Raw genomic sequence first — 17,598 nt, forward strand, 5'->3', positions numbered from 1 at the left:
GCGGGTCCGGATTGACCCCTGAAGCCAGCGATGTCAGTGTTCGGCCCGCGGAAGACGCCGGCACAGGGCTCCGATCCTACCGGTCCGGGGCGGCGGCTCCGCGCGGGCTCAGGCGCAGGTGCCCGGTTCCTGCTCCGCGGGGTCGCTCAGGAACGTCGGAGAGAGCGCGAAGCTCGCGTTCAGCGACTCGTCGGCGACCTCGACCCCGGTCAGCGTCAGTCCGCGCGGCACCGAGTCCGCGATGCACACGGAGGACGGAGCGAGCAGGTCGCCGGAGACGGCGCCGAAGCGGTCGCGGAAGTCGGTCGCCGAGAAGGTCGCACCGGCGGCGGAGACCTCGGCCGGGGTCAGCCGGATGGCGCCGTCCACGGCGGCGAGCTCCATCCCCACGCCCGCGCCGAGCCGGAGGCCCAGCACCTCGGCGGAGGCGGTCACGCGCACGAGCGGAGCGTCCAGGGTCACCTCGTCGACAGGAACGGTGCTGCGCTCGGTGACGAGCCGCGACACCGAGGCCGCGTCGATCGCGACCGTCGTGCTGCCGGACACGACCGCTCCGACGCCGCTCACCGGCACCCCGATCAGGGTCGCGGCGACGTCGCCGTCGAGCTCGCCGAACGTCACGTCCGAGCTGCGCAGGTCGAGCCGGTCCAGCCGCCCCGAGACGAGCTGCGGGAGCACGGCCCAGCCCGCGACGTCGACGTCCACCGCCCGGTCCGCGGGCAGTGCGAGCGCCTCGCGGAGGCTCGCGGCGGCGCGGTCCGCGACGGCGCGGCGGGCGAGCGAGTCGCCCACCACCGCCGCGACCACGAGCAGCACCAGCACCACGACGACCACCACGGCCGCGCGTCCCCCGCGCCGGCGCCGCGGCGCCGCCCCCGACGCGCTCACATCCGGTCCGGGGCCGTGACGCCCAGCAGGGAGAGCCCGTTGCGGAGCACCTGCCCGGTCGCCTCGTTCAGGCGCAGCCGGGTCGAGTGCACGGCCTCGACCGGGTCCTCGCCCTGCGGCACGACCCGGCAGTTGTCGTACCAGCGGTGGTAGAGGCCGGCGACCTCCTCGAGGTACCTCGCGACGCGGTGCGGCTCGCGCAGCTCCGCGGCGTGCGCCACGATGCGCGGGAACTCCTGCAGGCCGCCGAGCAGAGCCGACTCGGTCGGATGCACCAGCGTCTCGGGCGCGAACGGCTCGACGGGGACGCCCGACGCCGCGGCCTTCGCCGCGACCTGGCGGGTGCGCGCGTGGGCGTACTGCACGTAGTAGACGGGGTTGTCGTTGCTCCGCTTGGTCAGCAGGTCGAGGTCGATGTCGAGGGTCGAGTCGGCCGAGGAGCGCACCAGCGAGTAGCGCGCGGCGTCCACGCCGACGGCCTCCGTGAGGTCCTCCATCGTGACGACGGTCCCCGCCCGCTTGGACATCCGGACCGCCTCGCCGTCGCGGAGCAGGTTGACCAGCTGGCCGATCAGGATCTCGAGGTTCACGCCCGGGGTGTCGCCGAACGCCGCGCACATCGCCATCATCCGGCCGATGTAGCCGTGGTGGTCGGCGCCGAGCATGATGATCGCCCGATCGAAGCCGCGCTCGCGCTTGTCGAGGTAGTAGGCGAGGTCGCCCGCGATGTAGGCCGCCTCCCCGTCGCTCTTGATGATGACGCGGTCGCGGTCGTCGCCGAACGAGGTGGTCCGCAGCCAGGTGGCGCCGTCCGCCTCGAAGATGTGCCCGAGCTCGCGGAGGCGCTCGATCGCGCGGTCGACGGCACGCGACTCGTGCAGGGAGTTCTCGTGGAAGTACACGTCGAAGTCGACGCCGAACTCGTGCAGGCTCTGCTTGATCTCGCCGAACATCAGCTCGACGCCGATGGAGCGGAAGGTCTCGGCGAGCTCCTCCTCGGGCAGGACGGCGAGGTCGCCCGGGTAGGCGGCGGCGACGCGCTCGGCGATGTCGCCGATGTAGGCGCCGCCGTAGCCGTCCTCCGGGGTCGGCTCGCCGCGGTGGGCGGCGAGGAGGCTCCGCGTGAAGCGATCGATCTGCGCGCCGTGGTCGTTGAAGTAGTACTCGCGGGTCACCTCGGCGCCCTGCGAGAGGAGCATCCGTGCCAGGCTGTCGCCGACCGCCGCCCAGCGCGTCCCGCCGATGTGAATGGGGCCGGTGGGGTTGGCGGAGACGAACTCGAGGTTCATCCGGACGCCGGCGTAGGCGGACCCAGTGCCGTAGGCCTCGCCCGCATCGACGATCGCGCCGGCCAGGGCACCCGCGGCCGCGGCCTCGAGCCGGACGTTGAGGAAGCCGGGACCGGCGACCTCGACGGTGGCGACGCCCTCGACCGCGCCCAGCCCCTCGGCCAGCTCGGCGGCGAGCTCGCGCGGGTTCGCGCCGACCCGCTTCGCGAGCTTCATCGCGATGTTCGAGGCCCAGTCGCCGTGGTCGCGGTTCTTCGGGCGCTCCAGCACGACGTCCGAGAGCTCGACGCCCGCATCGCTCCCCCGTCGCTGCACGGCGTCGAGGACGAGGGCGTGCAGGGAGGCGGCGAGCTGTTCGGGAGTCACGGGGAGCGATTCTACCGGCCGCCGCGCCCGCGCCCCCCGTCCCTCCTGCACCGTGGGACCGCTCGGCAGGGCGGCGTTGCTAGGGTGCGACGCATGCGCCGTCCCGCCGCCCTCCTCCTCGTCGCCCTCGCCGCGGCGGCCCTCTCCGGCTGCTCCCCCGCGGCCGACCCGGAGCCGAGCGCGAGCGGCGCCGTCAGCGGCACGCCGATCCCCCTCGCCTGCGAGCAGCTGGTCCCGGCCTCGGCGCTCGCGGGCCTGTGGGGCGGATTCTCCCCGGACGACGGCATCGGGACCACCGCCGTCTCCGAGGAGATCGCCCAGTACGACGGCCTGGTCTGCGGATGGTCCGACGATTCGGGCGCGGAGCTGCAGCTGGCCGTGGCCCACCTCGACCCCGCGGTGATCGAGGCGCTCAAGAACGAGTTCTTCACCACCAGCAAGGCCGTCCCCACTTACGGCAAGCCGCCGGAGATCGAGGGCTACTACCAGGTGGCCGAGGGGCGGGGCGTCGCGGACGCCTTCGTCGGCGAGTACTGGATCGAGGCGTCCAGCGCCTCCTTCGTCGAGCCGGGCGACCCCGAGCCGCTCGTGCGGTCGGCGATCGGCGTCCTCGCCGGCTGAGCCCCGGCGTCAGCCCAGGCGCACCGGCGAGACGTGGTCGTCGACGAGCGCCGCGTCGCAGTCGGCCTCCACGCTCATCCCGGTCAGGCGCAGGTCCGTCAGGTAGCTGCTGAGGAACGCGGTGTCCGCCGTGTCCCGGCCGGACGAGATGCGCAGCATCGACCCGCGCGGAGCCAGCCGGGTCGCGTCCACGACGTGCCAGGCGCCGCCCACCCAGGCCTCCGTGACCGCGTGGAAGTCCCGCGGCTCGAGGCCCGGCGCGTAGACCGCCGTCACCCGGGCGGGGATGTCGAGGGCGCGGAGCAGCCCGGCGACCGTGTGCGCGAAGTCCCGGCACACGCCCTGGCCGCTCTCGATGACCTGCGCCGCTCCCCCGGTGCCGACCGTCGACCCGTAGACGTACGACAGGTGGCCGTGCACCCATTCCTCGACGGCCGTCAGCGCCTCGAAGCCCCGGGCCCGCCCGAATTCGCGCCGGGCTATCCCGCCGAGCACGTCCGCCTCGGCGTACCGGCTCGGCCGCAGGTACTCGACGAGCTCGAGCTCGCTCGGCTCGTCCGGAGCGCCGTGCCCGGCGACCCGCGCCCGGTACTCGACCCGCAGGTCGCCCTCGTTCCCCGCGACGCGGTGCACGCGGGCGCCGTGCCGCGCCGGGAACTCCCGCACCGGCACGTCCTGCCCGTCGAGCCGGACGGTGAAGGAGTCCTCGAACGAGTCGCCCGTGGGCGTCGCCGCCACCAGGAAGATCAGGTCGGTCGGGCCGTTCAGACGCAGATCCAGCGAGGCGGAGACAGTGCGCAGCATGGCTCCATCGTGGCATGCGCGAGGACCGCTCCCGGCGTCGGGGCCCGCCCCGCCCGGGTGCTAATGTGGTCAGGCACTCCTGGCCCCCATAGCTCAGGGGATAGAGCACTGCCCTCCGGAGGCAGGGGCGTAGGTTCGAATCCTACTGGGGGCACATCCGCGGTCCTCCGCTCTCCTTCCTCGCACATGGGCGCTCAGCTCCGGTGCTCGACGCCCCTCGAGGCGCACCCCTCCATCACGGACCGAGCGGCGTCACCCGGTGGGCGACCGAGTCCGACCGTGGCGCTCCTCACCCGGCGCTCCGACACTCCCGAGACAGCACGAAGGCCCGCGATCGTCGATCACGGGCCTTCGGAACGTTCACCACCGGCACTCGGCCGGTCGGGCTCACTCGTAGAGGTGGAAGGTGCCGGCGCAGGCGGCCGAGCAGAAGCCGTCGCGGCGACGGGCCGAGGCCGCTCCGCAGGCTTCGCAGCGGCGGCGTCCGAGCATCCGCGAGATCAGGCTCTGAGGCGCCGACGCGACCACCGAGACCGGGGTGTCGGGGCGCACGGGGGCTCCCGTGGTCGAATCGAGCTGGATCCCAGCGGTGTCGAGCGTGGCGCGAAGCATCCGTGTTCCTTCCGATCGGTGAACCATGTGCGAGCACTGTATTGCCAGTCCCTGAGATTCTGCGAAGGGCTTGACGCGGCTCGCGATCGAGAGTAGCCGAAATCGACATCTGTCGGTCAGTCGGGATCGACCCGGGGAACGACGAACAGCCGCGCCCCCTCCTGGCGGAGAGAGGCACGGCTGTTCGGGTGTCGGGGATCGGTGGGCGGACGACGCCGGAGCTCATGGGAGCGGGGCGTCGGGCCCGGAACGACCGGGAAGTGGGCCTAGTACGCGCCGCTGGTGCTCCGGGTGTCGATCGCCACCGTCGATGCGGGAACCGGCACCGGTCGCAGGGCGGGGAGCGAGGCGCTCCTGCCCGTGCGGAACGGCAGCAGGACGAGCATGACGGGGAGAAGGACGATCCACAGGAGGACCGACAGCGCGAGACGCGCCCAGATGGAAAGAATATTGAGCATGTTTGTGCCGCCTTCGGGTGACGGTAGAGGTGAACTTCGCGAACAGTATCATCGGGCCGACGGGGGGAGAAGAGTAGAATTGCGCCATTGATCGCGCCTCTCCCGCCACGCCCCCGAGCGGTCTGTCATTCCTCATTCGTCGCCGAGCGCCGATCGGATGGGTCGATCCCGCATCGGATCGACACACGGCCAGCCCAGAGCGTCCTCCTGGGAGCCGGGCCGTAGGGTGAGCGCGTGAAGATCCTTGTCGTCGAAGACGATCCAGCCATGGGTGAGGCCCTCGTCGGCGGCCTCGAAGACGCCGGCTACGAGGCCGTGCTGACCACGAACGGCATCGACGCGCTCGTCGCGTTCAGCAACGCCGAGTTCTCGGCCGCCATCGTGGACGTCATGCTCCCGGCGATGTCGGGCTTCGAGATCTGCCGCCGGATCCGCGAGCTCGGCCGGCCCACGCCGATCATGCTGCTGACCGCGCGGGACGCGATCGAGGACCGCGTCTTCGGGCTCGACGCCGGAGCGGACGACTACCTGACCAAGCCGTTCGCGTTCACCGAGCTCAACGCGCGCCTCCGGGCCCTCCTGCGCCGCAGCCCGTCGCTGATGTCCACCTCGATCGACGTCGGACGCATCACCGTGGACGGATCGAGCATCCGGCGCACCGCCGACGGCTCGCGCATCCACGTCAGCCCGAAGGAGCTCGAGCTCCTCAAGCTCCTCATCACTCCCGTCGGCTCCGTGGTGACCCGCCAGCGGATCCTCTCCGAGATCTGGGGCGGCGGCGAGATCGTCGACAACAACATCGTCGACCAGTACGTCAGCTACCTGCGCAAGAAGCTCCCGACCGAGGACACGGGCGTCAGCATCGTGACCGTCCGCGGCAAGGGCTACTTCCTCCGCCCGGTCGAGTAGCCCGTGTCGCGGATGAGCACGGCACGCCGCAGGGTCGGCGCGCTCTCGATCCGCGCGAGGATCACCGTGGGAACGGTCGCTGTGGCGACCGCCCTCTTCGCGCTCGCGGCGCTGCTCTTCTACCAGGTGGTCACCGGCATCGTCGACCGCAGTGAGCGGACGATCCTGATGTCGATCGAGGACGAGGTGCGCCGCGACATCTCGGCGGGCAACGTCCCGCGCACGCAGGGCTCGTCGACGGGCCAGCTGTTCCTCGCCCTCGCGCCCGACGGGAGCGTCAGCACCTCGACCATGCCCTCGCGGCTGAGCGGCGAGGTGCTCAGCGCTCTGGCGGAGGAGCCGGCCGACACCTCGCCCCGGTACGCCGACGTGACGACGGCGAACGGCAGCTACCTGGTCCGCTTCACGGCCATCGAGAGCGATCGCGGCGTCTGGCAGGTCGCCTCCGCGCGCGACCAGGCCGCGTCGCAGCTCGTCCTCGACGACTTCGCCCACGTGCTCGTCTACGCCGCGATCTTCCTCGTCGTCACGTTCGGGCTCGCCTCGTGGATCCTGACGGGCGCGGCCCTCGCCCCGGTGCGGCGGATGCGGGCGCGCGCGGATCAGATCGCCGCCGAGCCCGGGCAGGGCGACCAGCTCCCGGTCGTCGGCACGCGCGACGAGATCGACGAGCTCGCGGTGACGCTGAACGCGTTCCTGACCAAGCAGACCGCGTCGCTGGCCCGGGAGAAGCAGATGGTGTCGGATGCGAGCCACGAGCTCCGCACTCCCCTCGCCGCGCTCTCCGCGCAGCTCGAGATCGCCCACCATCGCGTCGACGATCCGGTCGCGGTCGACCGGGTCATCCTCGACGCGCAGAAGAGCGTCGACCGGCTCGTGCGCCTCGCGTCCGCCCTGCTCGACATCTCGCGCATCGAGAGCCGCACCGTCCGCCCGACCGCTCCCTTCGCCGAGCTCGTCGACGAGCTGGTGGGCGCCGTCGACCGCACCCGCCTGCTCGCCTCGGAGTCGGGGGTGGAGATCGACTACGAGATCGACGAGCGCGAGCCGGCCCGGCTCTACGCGGTCGCGTCCCAGGACTTCGGCCGGGTGATCGACAACCTCGTGAGGAACGCGATCCAGGCGATGAACGGCGGCGGCATGATCGTCGCCTCCCTCTCGCAGTCGGACGGGCGCCTGATGCTCAGCGTCTCGGACGACGGACCGGGGATGCCCGACGCCTTCATCCCGGTCGCCTTCGACCGCTTCTCCCGCCCTGACGACTCCCGGACCCTCGCCTCCGGCGGCAGCGGTCTCGGACTGGCCCTGGTGCACACCACCGTGCTCTCGGCCGGCGGGACGGTCGCCCTGGTCAACCGCTCCCCCCGGGGTCTCGCGGTCGACATCGTCCTCCCGCCCGTCGGCTCCGCCTGAGCCGCCCCGCCCCGGGAACGACGAAGGCCCCCGGCGGGCCGGGGACCTTCGTGGAGGATCGTCAGCGCGGGTCGTCCTCGGGGCGGACGGGCTGCGGCTGCGGGTCGCCGATCGCAGCGGGCGGCGGAGCCCAGGCCGTCTGCGGCGCCTCCGCCGGGGAGGTGCCGCCGTCGAGCAGGTTGCGCGCGCGGTTGACCACCTCGGGGTCCACGAGCACGGAGTAGCTGGTCGCGATCACCTGCATGGTCGAGGTGAAGTCGCGACGGCGGCGGTTCACGGCGTAGGAGGCGAGCCCGAAGAGCATCCCGAAGCCGGCGCCGAGGAGGACCGCCGCGATGAGGAAGGAGAACTCCGTCGTCGGCGAGAAGATGATGAGCAGGAGGCCCAGGAAGACACCGAGCCAGGCGCCGGAGGCCGCTCCGGCGAGGGCGACGCGGCCCCAGGTGAGCTTGCCGGTCACCCGCTCGACGCTCTTGAGCTCGTTGCCGATGATGGCGAGCTGGCGCACCGGGAAGTCGGCGCGGGCGAGCACGTCGACGGCGGCCTGCGCCTCCTGGTACGTGTCGAACGTGGCGAGGATCTCCCCGCGCGGGATCGTGGGGAAGGCCGGCCCTCGGCCGCTGAACGGCGTCTGCTGAGTCACCCGGACAGAATCGCACAGGCCACTTGAAGGTCTCTGAACGGATTCGGAGAACCGGCCGAGGGCGAGCCGGGAACGCTCGGCGTCCGCCCGGCTGCACGGGACTAGGTTTGTAGCCGTGAGTTCCGCCAGAGTCTTCGTCGCGCGCTTGGCCGGATGCAGTGTCTTCGACCCGGCCGGCGATCGCGTCGGCAAGGTCCGCGACGTGCTCCTGGTCTACCGGCAGAACGACGCCCCGCGGGTGGTCGGCCTGGTGGTCGAGATCCCCGGGCGCCGTCGCGTCTTCGTGTCGATCGGCCGGGTCACCAGCATCGGCAGCGGCCAGATCATCACCACCGGGCTGATCAACGTGCGCCGCTTCGAGCAGCGGGGCGGCGAGGTCCGCGTCATCGCCGAGCTCCTCGGCCGCCGGGTGAGCTTCGTGGACGGCTCCGGTGACGCGGTCGTCGAGGACGTCGCGATCGAGGAGGCCGCTCCCGGCGAGTGGGAGCTCGCGCAGCTCTTCGTCCGCCGGCCCAAGACCAGCCCCTCCCCCTTCGCCAAGGGCGCGACCGCCTTCGCCGGCTGGCGCGAGGTCCGCGAGAGCGTCTCGACCGAGGCGCAGTCCGCCGAGCAGTACGTCGCCAGCCTCTCCGAGCTCAAGCCCGCCGACCTCGCCAGCACGCTCCTCGACCTGCCGCAGCAGCGGATGCTCGAGGTCGCCGGCGAGCTCTCGGACGACCGCCTCGCGGACGTGCTCGAGGAGATGCCCGAGAGCGAGCAGGTCGAGATCCTCGGCCGGCTCGACGACGACCGCGCCGCCGACGTCCTCGACCAGATGCAGCCGGACGACGCGGCCGACCTGATCGCCCAGCTCTCGGAGGAGCGCGGCGAGGCGCTCCTGGAGCTGATGGAGCCCGAGGAGGCGGACGACGTCCGCATGCTCCTCACCTACGCTCCGGAGTCCGCCGGCGGTCTGATGACCACGGAGCCGATCATCGTCTCCTCCGAGGCGACCGTCGCCGAGGGTCTCGCCCTCATCCGCCGCCACGAGCTCGCCCCGGCCCTCGGCGCCGCCGTCTGCGTCACACTGCCGCCCTACGAGCCGCCGACCGGCCGCTTCCTCGGCATGGTGCACTTCCAGCGGATGCTCCGCTACCCGCCGCACGAGCGCCTCGGCACCCTGCTCGACCAGAGCATGGACCCGATCACGCCCGAGACCTCGGCGGCCGAGGTCGCCCGGATCCTGGCCAGCTACAACCTCGTCTCGGTGCCCGTCGTCGACGCGTCCCACCGCCTCGTCGGCGTCGTGACCATCGACGACGTCCTCGACTACCTCCTCCCCGACGACTGGCGCAGCCACGGCGACGACGACGAACCGAGGAAGCCGGTGACGACGGCGACGCAGGGCGTCCCGCTCGTGCCGCCGGCACCCGCGGCGACAGGCAGGACACGACGGGGACGGAGGGGCGCGCGTGGCTAGGGACACCAAGCAGGACCGGCGCCTGGACGCTCCGAAGGGCTTGCGCACCCGCGTCCTCTCCCGACGGAACCGCCCGAGCAGCGACCGCTTCGGCCGCCTGACCGAGTCGTTCGCCCGCGGCATGGGCACGCCGTGGTTCCTGGTCGGGATGACGATCTTCTGCGTCTTCTGGCTGATGTTCAACACCTACGGGCCCGCGGACGCGCGCTTCGACTCGCAGGCCCTCGGCTTCACGGTGCTGACGCTGATCCTCTCGCTGCAGGCCTCCTACGCCGCGCCGCTGCTGCTGCTCGCGCAGAACCGCCAGGACGACCGCGACCGCGTGCAGATCGAGCAGGACCGTCAGCGGGCCGAGCGCAACCTCGCGGACACCGAGTACCTCGCGCGCGAGGTCGTGGCCCTGCGCCTGGCGATCCGCGACATGGCGAGCAAGGACTTCATCCGCTCGGAGCTGCGCGGCCTGCTCGAGGAGCTCGAGAAGGATCGGGCGCAGGAGCCCGAGCGGCGCGATGCCTGACGTCGCCGCCATCGAGACCGCCGTCAGGACGGCGCTGGCCCGCGTCGTCGATCCGGAGATCCGGAAGCCCATCACCGAGCTCGACATGCTCGAGTCGGTCGAGGCGGGGGCCGACGGAGCCGTCCGCGTCGCGATCCGGCTGACCATCGTCGGCTGCCCGGCCGCCTCCGCGATCGAGCGCGACGTGCGCGAGGCCGCGGCCTCGGCTCCCGGAGTCACGGCGGTCGACGTCGTGGTCGGAGTCATGACGCCGGCGCAGCGCACCGCCCTCACCGAGCGTCTCCAAGGCGGGCGCCGGAGCATGCCCTTCGGCCCGGACTCGCTCACCCGCGTGTATGCGGTCACCAGCGGCAAGGGCGGCGTCGGCAAGTCGACCGTCACCGCCAACCTCGCGGTCGCCCTCGCTCAGCGGGGTCTCGCTGTCGGCCTCGTGGACGCCGACGTGCACGGCTTCTCCATCCCCGGCCTGCTCGGCCTGATGCACGACGGGCGCGTCGCGGGGCCCACCCGCGTCGGCGAGCTGATGCTGCCGCCGGTGGCGCACGGCGTGAAGGTCATCTCGATCGGGATGTTCCTCGAGGGCGACACCCGCGGGGCGGCCGTCTCCTGGCGCGGGCCCATGCTGCACCGCACGATCTCCCAGTTCCTCACCGACGTGTACTTCGGCGACCTCGACGTGCTCCTGCTCGATCTGCCTCCCGGCACGGGGGACGTGGCAATCTCCATCGGGCAGCTGCTCCCGCATGCGGAGGTCCTCATCGTCACCACACCGCAGCCGGCGGCCGCAGACGTGGCCGAGCGCAGTGGAGCGCTCGCACGCCAGTCGGGTCAGCGCATCGTCGGAGTGGTCGAGAACATGTCCGGGCTTCCGCAGCCCGACGGCTCGGTGCTGGAGCTCTTCGGCAGCGGAGGCGGGGCCGAGGTCGCGCGTCGGCTCACCGCGGCGGGCGACGAAGTACCGCTGCTCGCGTCGCTGCCGATCTCCGTCGCGCTGCGGGCGGGGGGCGACGAGGGGGTGCCCGTCGTCGTCGGCGATCCGGAGGATCCTGCTGCCCGGGCGATCGACGCCCTGGCGGCGACGCTCGCCGCGCGGCCGCGGGGACTGACCGGCCGTCGGCTTCCGCTCGCCGTCGGCTGACGCCTCCGCGCGGCTTGGTACGGGCGGCGTCGGCCGGGACGCCCTCCCGGCGCTCCTCGCGGAGCAGGGCTCAGGTGGCCTCGGAGTCGATCGGCGGCGGCGCGACGCTCGAGAGCGTGCCGGACGAGACGGAGCGCTGCATCGTCGTGTAGTAGCTGTCCTGCGCGGAGCCGGTGCCGCCCGGCACGACCGGAGCGGCGACAGCGGTGGGCGGCTTCACGGTGGGGGCCGGATCGTCCTCGAGCAGGGCGTCGCGGATGATGCGGCGGGGGTCGTACTGGCGCGGGTCGAGCTTCTTCCAGTCGACGTCGTTGAACTCGTCGCCCATCTCGTCCTTGACGCGCTCCCGGGCCTGCGTGGCGAATCCGCGCACCTTGCGCACGAGCTGCCCGAGCTGGGCGGCGTAGTGCGGGAGGCGGTCGGGACCCAGCACGAAGACGGCGATGACCCCGATGATGAGGAGCTTGTCGAACGTCAGACCGAACACGAGGACAACACTAACCCGCCGCGCCTCCCTCGCGGAGCCCGCGCGCCACCGTACCCTGACGATGCCCGGGCGCGATCCGCCCGGTGCACCGATCAGAGGAGCGCCCCCGTGTCCGACAAGGATGCCAACTGGAAGTACGCCGAGGACGCGGTCGTCGAGTCGGAGGCCATCGCCTCGGCCCGCCGGCTCTCGGTCGAGCTGGGCATCGACGCCGTCTCCCCCTCGATCGGCGCGCAGGCCGCGCTGGTCGCCGCCGCGGCGCGCGCGACCTCCATCATCGAGATCGGCACCGGCACCGGAGTGAGCGGCCTGTGGCTGCTCGACGGCGCCCCCGAGGCCATGCTCACCTCGATCGACTCCGAGGCGGTGCACCAGCAGCACGCGCGCGCCCAGTTCCACGAGGCGGGCATCTCGCCGAATCGGCTCCGGCTCATCCCGGGCCGCGCCCTCGAGGTGCTGCCCCGGATGAACGAGAACTCCTACGACATCGTCTTCGTCGACGGCGATCCGCTGCAGGTCATCGAGAACGTCGAGCACGCGCTGCGGCTCGTCCGTCCGGGCGGGACGGTCCTCGTCCCCCACGCGCTCTGGCGCGGACGCGTGGCCAACCCCGCGCAGCGCGACGAGATCGCGACGGCGTTCCGCACGCTGGTGGCCGAGGTCTGCGCCTCCCCCGCCGTGGTCAGCGTGCTCTCGCCGATCGGCGACGGCCTGCTGCAGGCCAACAAGCGCCGCGCCTGACGAGCGCGGCCGACCGGGGACAGACGGAACGCCCGCCGCACGGTGTGCGACGGGCGTTCACGACGGTGCGGATCAGGCGGGAGACACCACCGACGCGAGCGCGTCGTGCAGCTCTTTCGCCTCTGCATCGTTGACCGAGACGACGAGGCGTCCGCCTCCTTCGAGCGGAACGCGCACGACGATGAGTCGGCCCTCCTTAACAGCCTCCATCGGTCCGTCTCCGGTCCTCGGCTTCATGGCCGCCATAGAGTTCCCCTTTCGTGACGTATCCCCCTATTATCGTGCATCCGCGGGGGTGTTCCGAACCGCGCCCGGAAGTCGGGCGTCAGCCGATCACGGCGGGGACCAGTCGCCGGGGGTGAACACCCAGCACAGCAGCACCCAGACGATCTGCCCGACGATCGATGCGGCCACCACGAACACCCTCAGGAGGGTCGACCGCGGCACCGCGAGCGCCCCGGCCAGCGGGAACATCGGCATCAGGATGCGGAACGTGCTCGACTGCGGGTAGAAGAACGCGAAGAGGTAGATCGCGTAGCCGCCGACCCAGAGCCGCGAGTAGACGTCGAGGCTGCGCGTGGCCCGCGAGAACAGGATCGCCAGGAATCCGAGCACCACCACGACGGTGATGCCCATGCCCGTGATCGGCGAGCCGAACCAGAGGCCTCCCCACCAGCCCCCGCCGGCGAACCAGGAGGTGAAGGGGATGAGCTCGCCCTCGCCGATGAAGACGCTGCGCCAGGCGAGCTCGGTGTCGGTGTAGGCGGTGAAGGAGCCGGTGACCGCCCAGGCGATGAGCAGCCAGGCGAACCCCACCGCGAGGGACCAGACCGTGAGGGAGACCGTGAAGGCGAACTCCCGGCGGGCGAACGGCTCGGTGCCGCGCACGTGGCGCCAGACGCGGTAGAGGAAGTAGAGGCCCGTCATCGCCGCGATCGCGAGACCGCTCGGGCGCAGGAGCCCCACGATAAGCACGACGGGGAACGTCCAGATCCACTTGCGGCGAACCAGCAGGAGGAGCAGCACGGCCGTCAGGAGGATGCCGCCGGACTCCGCGTAGCCGATCTGCAGGACTGGGGACGTCGGAGCGACGCAGAAGAAGACGATCCCCATCAGCGCCTGGCCCTCGCTGAGCGAGACGCGGAACAGCCGGTAGATCACCAGGCACGCCGCTGCACTGCAGACCAGGGCGACGAGCACCGCCGCGTTCGCCCAGTCGAGCCCGGTGATGTTCATCAGGCCGCGGACGGTGAACGGGTAGACGGGCATGAACGCCCAGGGGTTCTGCTCCACGGCTCCGGACGGCGAGAGCGGCAGGACCGACGGGTACCCCGTCATCCCGATCCGCTCGTACCAGCCGCCGTCCCACGTCGTCGCGAACCGGACGTAGGTGTCGCGGAGTCCCGTCCACTCGACGCCCTGACGCACGGCGCCGACACGGAGCATGATCACGGTCGTGACGACGCGGGACACGGCGAAGACCAGGAGCACCTGGATCCACCACGGGATCCTCCGGAGCAGACCCCAGCGGGAGCGGGACGGAGAGGCGTCCTCCGTCTCCGGCGCGATCGCGGTGGCGCTCACGCGAGCGGCCCGTGGTTCGTCGCGGAGGGGGTCGTCAGCGGGGAGCGGGCGGGTGTCGCCGCGGCTCGCCGGCGGGTCGGCCGGAGGAGGGGCGACGCGTGTCGCGGCTCACCGGCTGGCGTGAGGGGAGACATTCCGACGAGCATACCCGTGCGGGAGTCGGGAGTCCCCGGAGGAGCACCGCGCCGGGCGGGCGCTCGGCACGATCACGGCGGGGTCCAGTCCGATCCGGCGACGGCCCAGCAGATCGAGATCCAGACGATCTGGCCGCCGATCCCGAGCAGGACCAGCGCGACGCGGAAGACCGGCGAGCGCGGCACCGCCAGCGCTCCGACGAGCGGGAACATCGGGCCCAGCAGCCGGAAGGTGCTCGACTGCGGGAAGAAGAACGCCAGCAGGTAGACGCCGTACCCGGCGACCCAGGCCCGGCTGAAGAGATCGAGCCGCCGTGTCCACGGTGCGGCGAGGATCCCGACGAACGCCGCCAGCAGGAGCACCACCAGCACGACGCCGACGGCCGGAGCACCGAACCACCACGAGCCCCACCAGGCGCCGCCCTGGAACCACGGGGTCAGCGGGAGCAGCTCCTGGTAGCCGATGTAGACCGCACGCCACGCCAGCTCGGTGTCGGTGTACGCGGTCATCGACCCGGTGACGGCCCACGCCACGGCGGGCCAGAGGAAGCCGACCACGAGCCCCCACGCCGTCAGGCCCACGGCCGGCAGCCACTCCGACCGCGGGAACGGCTCCGTGCGGCGCCGGACGAACCGGTAGACGACGTACAGGCCGAGCGCGGCCGCGAAGGCGAGCCCGCTCGGCCGGGTCAGGCCCAGCAGCAGCACGACGGGCACGACCGCGAGCCAGCGGCGCCGCACCAGGAGGAGGAGCGTGACCGCGGTCAGGAGCATCGCCATCGACTCCGCGTAGGCGAGCTGCATCAGCGGCGAGGTCGGCGCCACGCAGAGCAGCAGCACCGCCGTCAGCGACTGCGACTCGCCGAGGGAGTGCCGGAAGAGGCGGTACAGGACGAGGCAGGCTCCGGCTCCGCACAGGACGGAGACGGTCACGGCGGCCGGAGCCCAGGTGAGGCCGGTGAGCGCCATCAGCGCCTTCACGACGCCCGGGTAGAGCGGCATGAAGGCCCAGGCGTTCTCCCCCACGTGGCCGTCCTGCGTGATCGGCAGGAAGCCGGGGTACCCGGTGGCCGCGATGATCTCGTACCAGCGGCCGTCCCACATCGACGCGAAGGCCGAGTAGGACGGGGAGGGTCCGGTCCACGGGTTCGCGAGCTGGTGCGCGGCGAACTGCAGCAGGATCACCGTCGTGACCACGCGGGTCGCGATGTACACCAGGAGGACCCGCGCCCACCACGGGACCAGGCGCAGGCGGAGGCGGACGGGGACGGCCGTGGCGCTCGCGCTCACGAGGACGCGGTCAGCCAGCGGCGGAGGCCCTCGGTGCACTCGGTGATCTCGTGCACCGCCACGCGCTCGTCGTCGGCGTGGGCCCGGAGCGGGTCGCCCGGTCCGTAGTTGACAGCCGGGATGCCCATGGCGGAGAACCGCGCGACGTCGGTCCAGCCGTACTTGGGCTTCGCCTCGGCTCCGACGGCCGCGAGGAAGGCCTGGGCCAGAGGTGCGTCCAGCCCCGGGCGGGCGCCCTCGGCCAGATCGTCCACCGTCACCTCGAACCCCTCGAAGAGCTCCTCGAGGTGGGCGAGCGCCTCCTCCCCGGACCGGTCGGGGGCGAAGCGGTAGTTGACCTGCACCGTGCAGAGGTCCGGGATCACGTTGCCCGCGACCCCGCCGGTGACGCGCACGGCGTTGACGCCCTCGCGGTACACGAGGCCCTCGACCTCGACCTCGCGCGGCACGTAGGCGGCGAGGCGGTCGAGGATCGGCGCGGCCGCGTGGATCGCGTTCTCGCCGACCCAGCTGCGGGCGGAGTGGGCGCGGACGCCTCGGGTGACCACGTCGACCCGGAGCGTCCCGTTGCAGCCGCCCTCCACTGCTCCGCTGGTCGGCTCGCCGAGCACCGCGAAGTCGGCGGAGAAGAGGTCGGGGCGGTGCCGGGAGAGGCGGCCGAGGCCGTTGAGGTCCGCTGCGACCTCCTCGTTGTCGTACCACATCCAGGTGATGTCGACGGCCGGATCGGAGAGCTCGGCGGCGAGGACGAGCTGCACCGCCACTCCGGCCTTCATGTCGACGGTCCCGCGGCCGACCAGGTGCTCGACGCCGTCGATCGTCTCGGCGACGACGGGGAGGTTGCCGTTGACCGGCACCGTGTCGAGGTGCCCGGCGATCACGACGCGCTGGTCGAGGCCGAGGTTCGTCCGCGCCACGACGGTGTGACCGTCGCGGATGACCTCGAGGTGGTCGTACTGCTCGAGCGCCCACTGCACCGCGTCCGCGATCTCGAGCTCGTCGCCCGAGACGGACGGGATGTCGCAGAGGATCCGCGTCAGGGCGACCGGATCGGTGCGCAGATCGAGCGGAGGGGCGGTGGTCGGATCGGCCATGCGCCCCAGGGTAGCGGCCGGACGCTCCGCGCTACCCTGATCGGCATGACCCTCGAGCACTCCGCAGACTCCTCCGCGCCCGCCTCCGCCTGGGGATACGGGCTCGCCACCGTGGCCGCCGACGGCACCGTCCTCGACACCTGGTTCCCGGAGCCGCGCCTCGGCACCATCCCGGCCGGCCGCGACCCCTGGATCGTGCCGGCGGAGTTCGAGGAGCAGGCCGGCGAGGATCCGCGCCGCGAGGTCCGCATCGACGTGGTCACGCTGCAGATCGACGTGCAGGCGCCGCCCGCCTCCACGTCCGACGCCTACCTGCGGCTGCACCTGCTCTCGCACCTCCTGGTCCGCCCGAACGAGGTGAACCTCGACGGCGTCTTCGCCCACCTGCCGAACGTGGTGTGGACGAACGCCGGTCCGGTCTCGCCGGAGTCGTTCACCCGCCTGCGACCCTCGCTCCGGCGCCACGGCATCCAGGCCACCGGGATCGACAAGTTCCCGCGGCTGACCGACTACGTCACCCCCGCGAAGGTGCGCATCGCGGACACCTCACGCGTCCGCCTCGGGGCGCACCTGGCACCCGGCACGACGGTGATGCACGAGGGCTTCGTCAACTTCAACGCCGGGACCCTCGGCAGCTCGATGGTCGAGGGGCGCATCTCGCAGGGCGTCGTGGTCGGCGACGGCTCGGACATCGGCGGCGGCGCGTCCATCATGGGCACCCTCTCGGGCGGAGGAGTGCAGCGCGTCTCGATCGGCGCGCGGGCGCTGCTGGGTGCGAACTCGGGCATCGGCATCTCCCTCGGCGACGACACCGTCGTCGAGGCCGGCCTCTACGTGACCGCCGGCACCAAGGTCGTCGTGGTCGGCGGAGCGCCGCGCGCCGACGGCGCCCCGCAGACCGTGAAGGCCGTGCAGCTCTCGGGCGTGCCGAACCTGCTCTTCCGCCGCAACTCACTCACCGGAGCCGTCGAGGTCCTCCCCCGCACCGGCGCCGGCATCGAGCTGAACGCCGCCCTGCACGCCTGAGGACGGGCGTCCGGCGCCGCCGGGCCCAGCAGGCGGCACCCCGGGACGAACCGTGCTGATCGAGTCCGCGGCGACCACGCCGCTCTGCGTCCCGCCTCGAAGGAGAGGTTCGAGCCTCGGACGGC

At 72.3% G+C, this 17,598-nt stretch carries 19 protein-coding genes and 1 tRNA gene; 9 read left to right on the plus strand and 11 right to left on the minus strand.

The window, feature by feature from the left end:
• Positions 1–108: 108 nt before the first annotated feature.
• Together C5B92_RS00805 and argS are read right to left on the minus strand one after the other, a co-directional pair.
• Positions 109–837: an LmeA family phospholipid-binding protein gene (locus C5B92_RS00805; protein ID WP_104255073.1), complete on the minus strand. Its 729-nt coding sequence runs from the start codon at positions 835–837 to the stop codon at positions 109–111.
• A 47-nt stretch (positions 838–884) separates the two neighbouring features.
• Positions 885–2,543 carry an arginine--tRNA ligase gene (gene argS / locus C5B92_RS00810; RefSeq protein ID WP_104255074.1) on the minus strand — a complete coding sequence of 553 codons (1,659 nt, stop codon included), beginning with the start codon at positions 2,541–2,543 and terminating at the stop codon, positions 885–887.
• Positions 2,544–2,636: 93 nt separating this feature from the next.
• On the opposite strand from argS, the gene C5B92_RS00815 reads away from it, so the two are divergent.
• A complete protein-coding gene (locus tag C5B92_RS00815; protein ID WP_104237561.1) occupies positions 2,637–3,164 on the plus strand; it encodes a hypothetical protein in 528 nt (175 codons plus the stop codon).
• 9 nt (positions 3,165–3,173) lie between these two features.
• Here the strand turns inward: C5B92_RS00815 and C5B92_RS00820 are convergent, their stop codons facing one another.
• A complete protein-coding gene (locus C5B92_RS00820; RefSeq protein ID WP_104232730.1) occupies positions 3,174–3,968 on the minus strand; it encodes a transglutaminase family protein in 795 nt (264 codons plus the stop codon).
• A gap of 82 nt (positions 3,969–4,050) precedes the next feature.
• Between C5B92_RS00820 and C5B92_RS00825 the strand changes: the two genes are divergently transcribed.
• Positions 4,051–4,122, plus strand: a tRNA-Arg gene (locus C5B92_RS00825).
• A gap of 233 nt (positions 4,123–4,355) precedes the next feature.
• Here the strand turns inward: C5B92_RS00825 and C5B92_RS00830 are convergent.
• Positions 4,356–4,580 carry a hypothetical protein gene (locus C5B92_RS00830; protein WP_104349988.1) on the minus strand — a complete coding sequence of 75 codons (225 nt, stop codon included), beginning with the start codon at positions 4,578–4,580 and terminating at the stop codon, positions 4,356–4,358.
• Positions 4,581–4,846: 266 nt separating this feature from the next.
• Positions 4,847–5,038 carry a hypothetical protein gene (locus C5B92_RS00835; RefSeq protein WP_104249560.1) on the minus strand — a complete coding sequence of 64 codons (192 nt, stop codon included), beginning with the start codon at positions 5,036–5,038 and terminating at the stop codon, positions 4,847–4,849.
• 234 nt (positions 5,039–5,272) lie between these two features.
• Here C5B92_RS00835 and C5B92_RS00840 point away from each other — a divergent pair, with 234 nt between their 5' ends.
• Positions 5,273–5,947: a response regulator transcription factor gene (locus C5B92_RS00840; protein ID WP_258059273.1), complete on the plus strand. Its 675-nt coding sequence runs from the start codon at positions 5,273–5,275 to the stop codon at positions 5,945–5,947.
• Between the two features lie 12 nt (positions 5,948–5,959).
• Positions 5,960–7,360, plus strand: coding sequence for a cell wall metabolism sensor histidine kinase WalK (locus tag C5B92_RS00845; protein ID WP_146076469.1), 1,401 nt, complete (start codon positions 5,960–5,962; stop codon positions 7,358–7,360).
• 61 nt (positions 7,361–7,421) lie between these two features.
• On the opposite strand, the gene C5B92_RS00850 is transcribed toward C5B92_RS00845, so the two are convergent.
• Entirely contained in the window at positions 7,422–8,003 is a 582-nt protein-coding gene (locus C5B92_RS00850; RefSeq protein WP_244230618.1) for a general stress protein, read from the minus strand.
• Between the two features lie 115 nt (positions 8,004–8,118).
• On the opposite strand from C5B92_RS00850, the gene C5B92_RS00855 reads away from it, so the two are divergent.
• Genes C5B92_RS00855 through C5B92_RS00865 form a run of 3 tightly spaced genes read left to right on the plus strand, consistent with a single transcriptional unit; the run spans position 8,119 to position 11,117 of the window.
• Complete coding sequence (locus C5B92_RS00855) at positions 8,119–9,462, plus strand: magnesium transporter MgtE N-terminal domain-containing protein (protein WP_104225554.1); 1,344 nt, start codon at positions 8,119–8,121, stop codon at positions 9,460–9,462.
• Positions 9,455–9,979: a DUF1003 domain-containing protein gene (locus tag C5B92_RS00860; RefSeq protein WP_104222991.1), complete on the plus strand. Its 525-nt coding sequence runs from the start codon at positions 9,455–9,457 to the stop codon at positions 9,977–9,979. Before C5B92_RS00855 ends, C5B92_RS00860 begins: the two co-directional genes overlap by 8 nt.
• Positions 9,972–11,117 carry an Mrp/NBP35 family ATP-binding protein gene (locus C5B92_RS00865; protein WP_104349989.1) on the plus strand — a complete coding sequence of 382 codons (1,146 nt, stop codon included), beginning with the start codon at positions 9,972–9,974 and terminating at the stop codon, positions 11,115–11,117. Before C5B92_RS00860 ends, C5B92_RS00865 begins: the two co-directional genes overlap by 8 nt.
• 70 nt (positions 11,118–11,187) lie before the next feature.
• On the opposite strand, the gene C5B92_RS00870 is transcribed toward C5B92_RS00865, so the two are convergent.
• On the minus strand, positions 11,188–11,604 hold the full coding sequence (locus C5B92_RS00870; protein ID WP_146076468.1) for a twin-arginine translocase TatA/TatE family subunit: 417 nt from the start codon (positions 11,602–11,604) through the stop codon (positions 11,188–11,190).
• Between the two features lie 108 nt (positions 11,605–11,712).
• On the opposite strand from C5B92_RS00870, the gene C5B92_RS00875 reads away from it, so the two are divergent.
• Positions 11,713–12,345 carry an O-methyltransferase gene (locus tag C5B92_RS00875; protein WP_104222989.1) on the plus strand — a complete coding sequence of 211 codons (633 nt, stop codon included), beginning with the start codon at positions 11,713–11,715 and terminating at the stop codon, positions 12,343–12,345.
• A 72-nt stretch (positions 12,346–12,417) separates the two neighbouring features.
• Here the strand turns inward: C5B92_RS00875 and C5B92_RS00880 are convergent, their stop codons facing one another.
• The 4 genes from C5B92_RS00880 to dapE all read right to left on the minus strand — a co-directional run bounded on the left by C5B92_RS00880 (position 12,418) and on the right by dapE (position 16,447).
• A complete protein-coding gene (locus C5B92_RS00880; protein WP_068208299.1) occupies positions 12,418–12,591 on the minus strand; it encodes a DUF3117 domain-containing protein in 174 nt (57 codons plus the stop codon).
• Between the two features lie 87 nt (positions 12,592–12,678).
• The gene (locus C5B92_RS00885; protein WP_104255078.1) at positions 12,679–13,929 is read right to left on the minus strand and encodes a hypothetical protein; all 1,251 of its coding nucleotides are present in this window, start codon (positions 13,927–13,929) and stop codon (positions 12,679–12,681) included.
• A gap of 206 nt (positions 13,930–14,135) precedes the next feature.
• Complete coding sequence (locus C5B92_RS00890) at positions 14,136–15,353, minus strand: hypothetical protein (RefSeq protein ID WP_258061196.1); 1,218 nt, start codon at positions 15,351–15,353, stop codon at positions 14,136–14,138.
• Entirely contained in the window at positions 15,350–16,447 is a 1,098-nt protein-coding gene (gene dapE, locus C5B92_RS00895) for a succinyl-diaminopimelate desuccinylase (protein WP_104255079.1), read from the minus strand. The genes C5B92_RS00890 and dapE overlap by 4 nt, the downstream gene beginning before the upstream one ends.
• A 45-nt stretch (positions 16,448–16,492) precedes the next feature.
• On the opposite strand from dapE, the gene dapD reads away from it, so the two are divergent.
• Entirely contained in the window at positions 16,493–17,473 is a 981-nt protein-coding gene (gene dapD, locus C5B92_RS00900; protein ID WP_104232738.1) for a 2,3,4,5-tetrahydropyridine-2,6-dicarboxylate N-succinyltransferase, read from the plus strand.
• Positions 17,474–17,598 lie beyond the last annotated feature (125 nt).

It is taken from the genome of Rathayibacter sp. AY1A4, assembly GCF_002930955.1.
Classification (GTDB): domain Bacteria; phylum Actinomycetota; class Actinomycetes; order Actinomycetales; family Microbacteriaceae; genus Rathayibacter.

Excerpts from the sequence above, each read along its gene's own strand:
- C5B92_RS00815 (WP_104237561.1), top strand. The coding sequence starts at position 2,637 with ATGCGCCGTCCCGCCGCCCTCCTCCTCGTCGCCCTCGCCGCGGCGGCC.
- C5B92_RS00820 (WP_104232730.1), bottom strand. The coding sequence starts at position 3,968 with ATGCTGCGCACTGTCTCCGCCTCGCTGGATCTGCGTCTGAACGGCCCG.
- C5B92_RS00830 (WP_104349988.1), bottom strand. The coding sequence starts at position 4,580 with ATGCTTCGCGCCACGCTCGACACCGCTGGGATCCAGCTCGATTCGACC.
- C5B92_RS00835 (WP_104249560.1), bottom strand. The coding sequence starts at position 5,038 with ATGCTCAATATTCTTTCCATCTGGGCGCGTCTCGCGCTGTCGGTCCTC.
- C5B92_RS00845 (WP_146076469.1), top strand. The coding sequence starts at position 5,960 with ATGAGCACGGCACGCCGCAGGGTCGGCGCGCTCTCGATCCGCGCGAGG.
- C5B92_RS00865 (WP_104349989.1), top strand. The coding sequence starts at position 9,972 with ATGCCTGACGTCGCCGCCATCGAGACCGCCGTCAGGACGGCGCTGGCC.
- C5B92_RS00880 (WP_068208299.1), bottom strand. The coding sequence starts at position 12,591 with ATGGCGGCCATGAAGCCGAGGACCGGAGACGGACCGATGGAGGCTGTT.
- dapE (WP_104255079.1), bottom strand. The coding sequence starts at position 16,447 with ATGGCCGATCCGACCACCGCCCCTCCGCTCGATCTGCGCACCGATCCG.
- dapD (WP_104232738.1), top strand. The coding sequence starts at position 16,493 with ATGACCCTCGAGCACTCCGCAGACTCCTCCGCGCCCGCCTCCGCCTGG.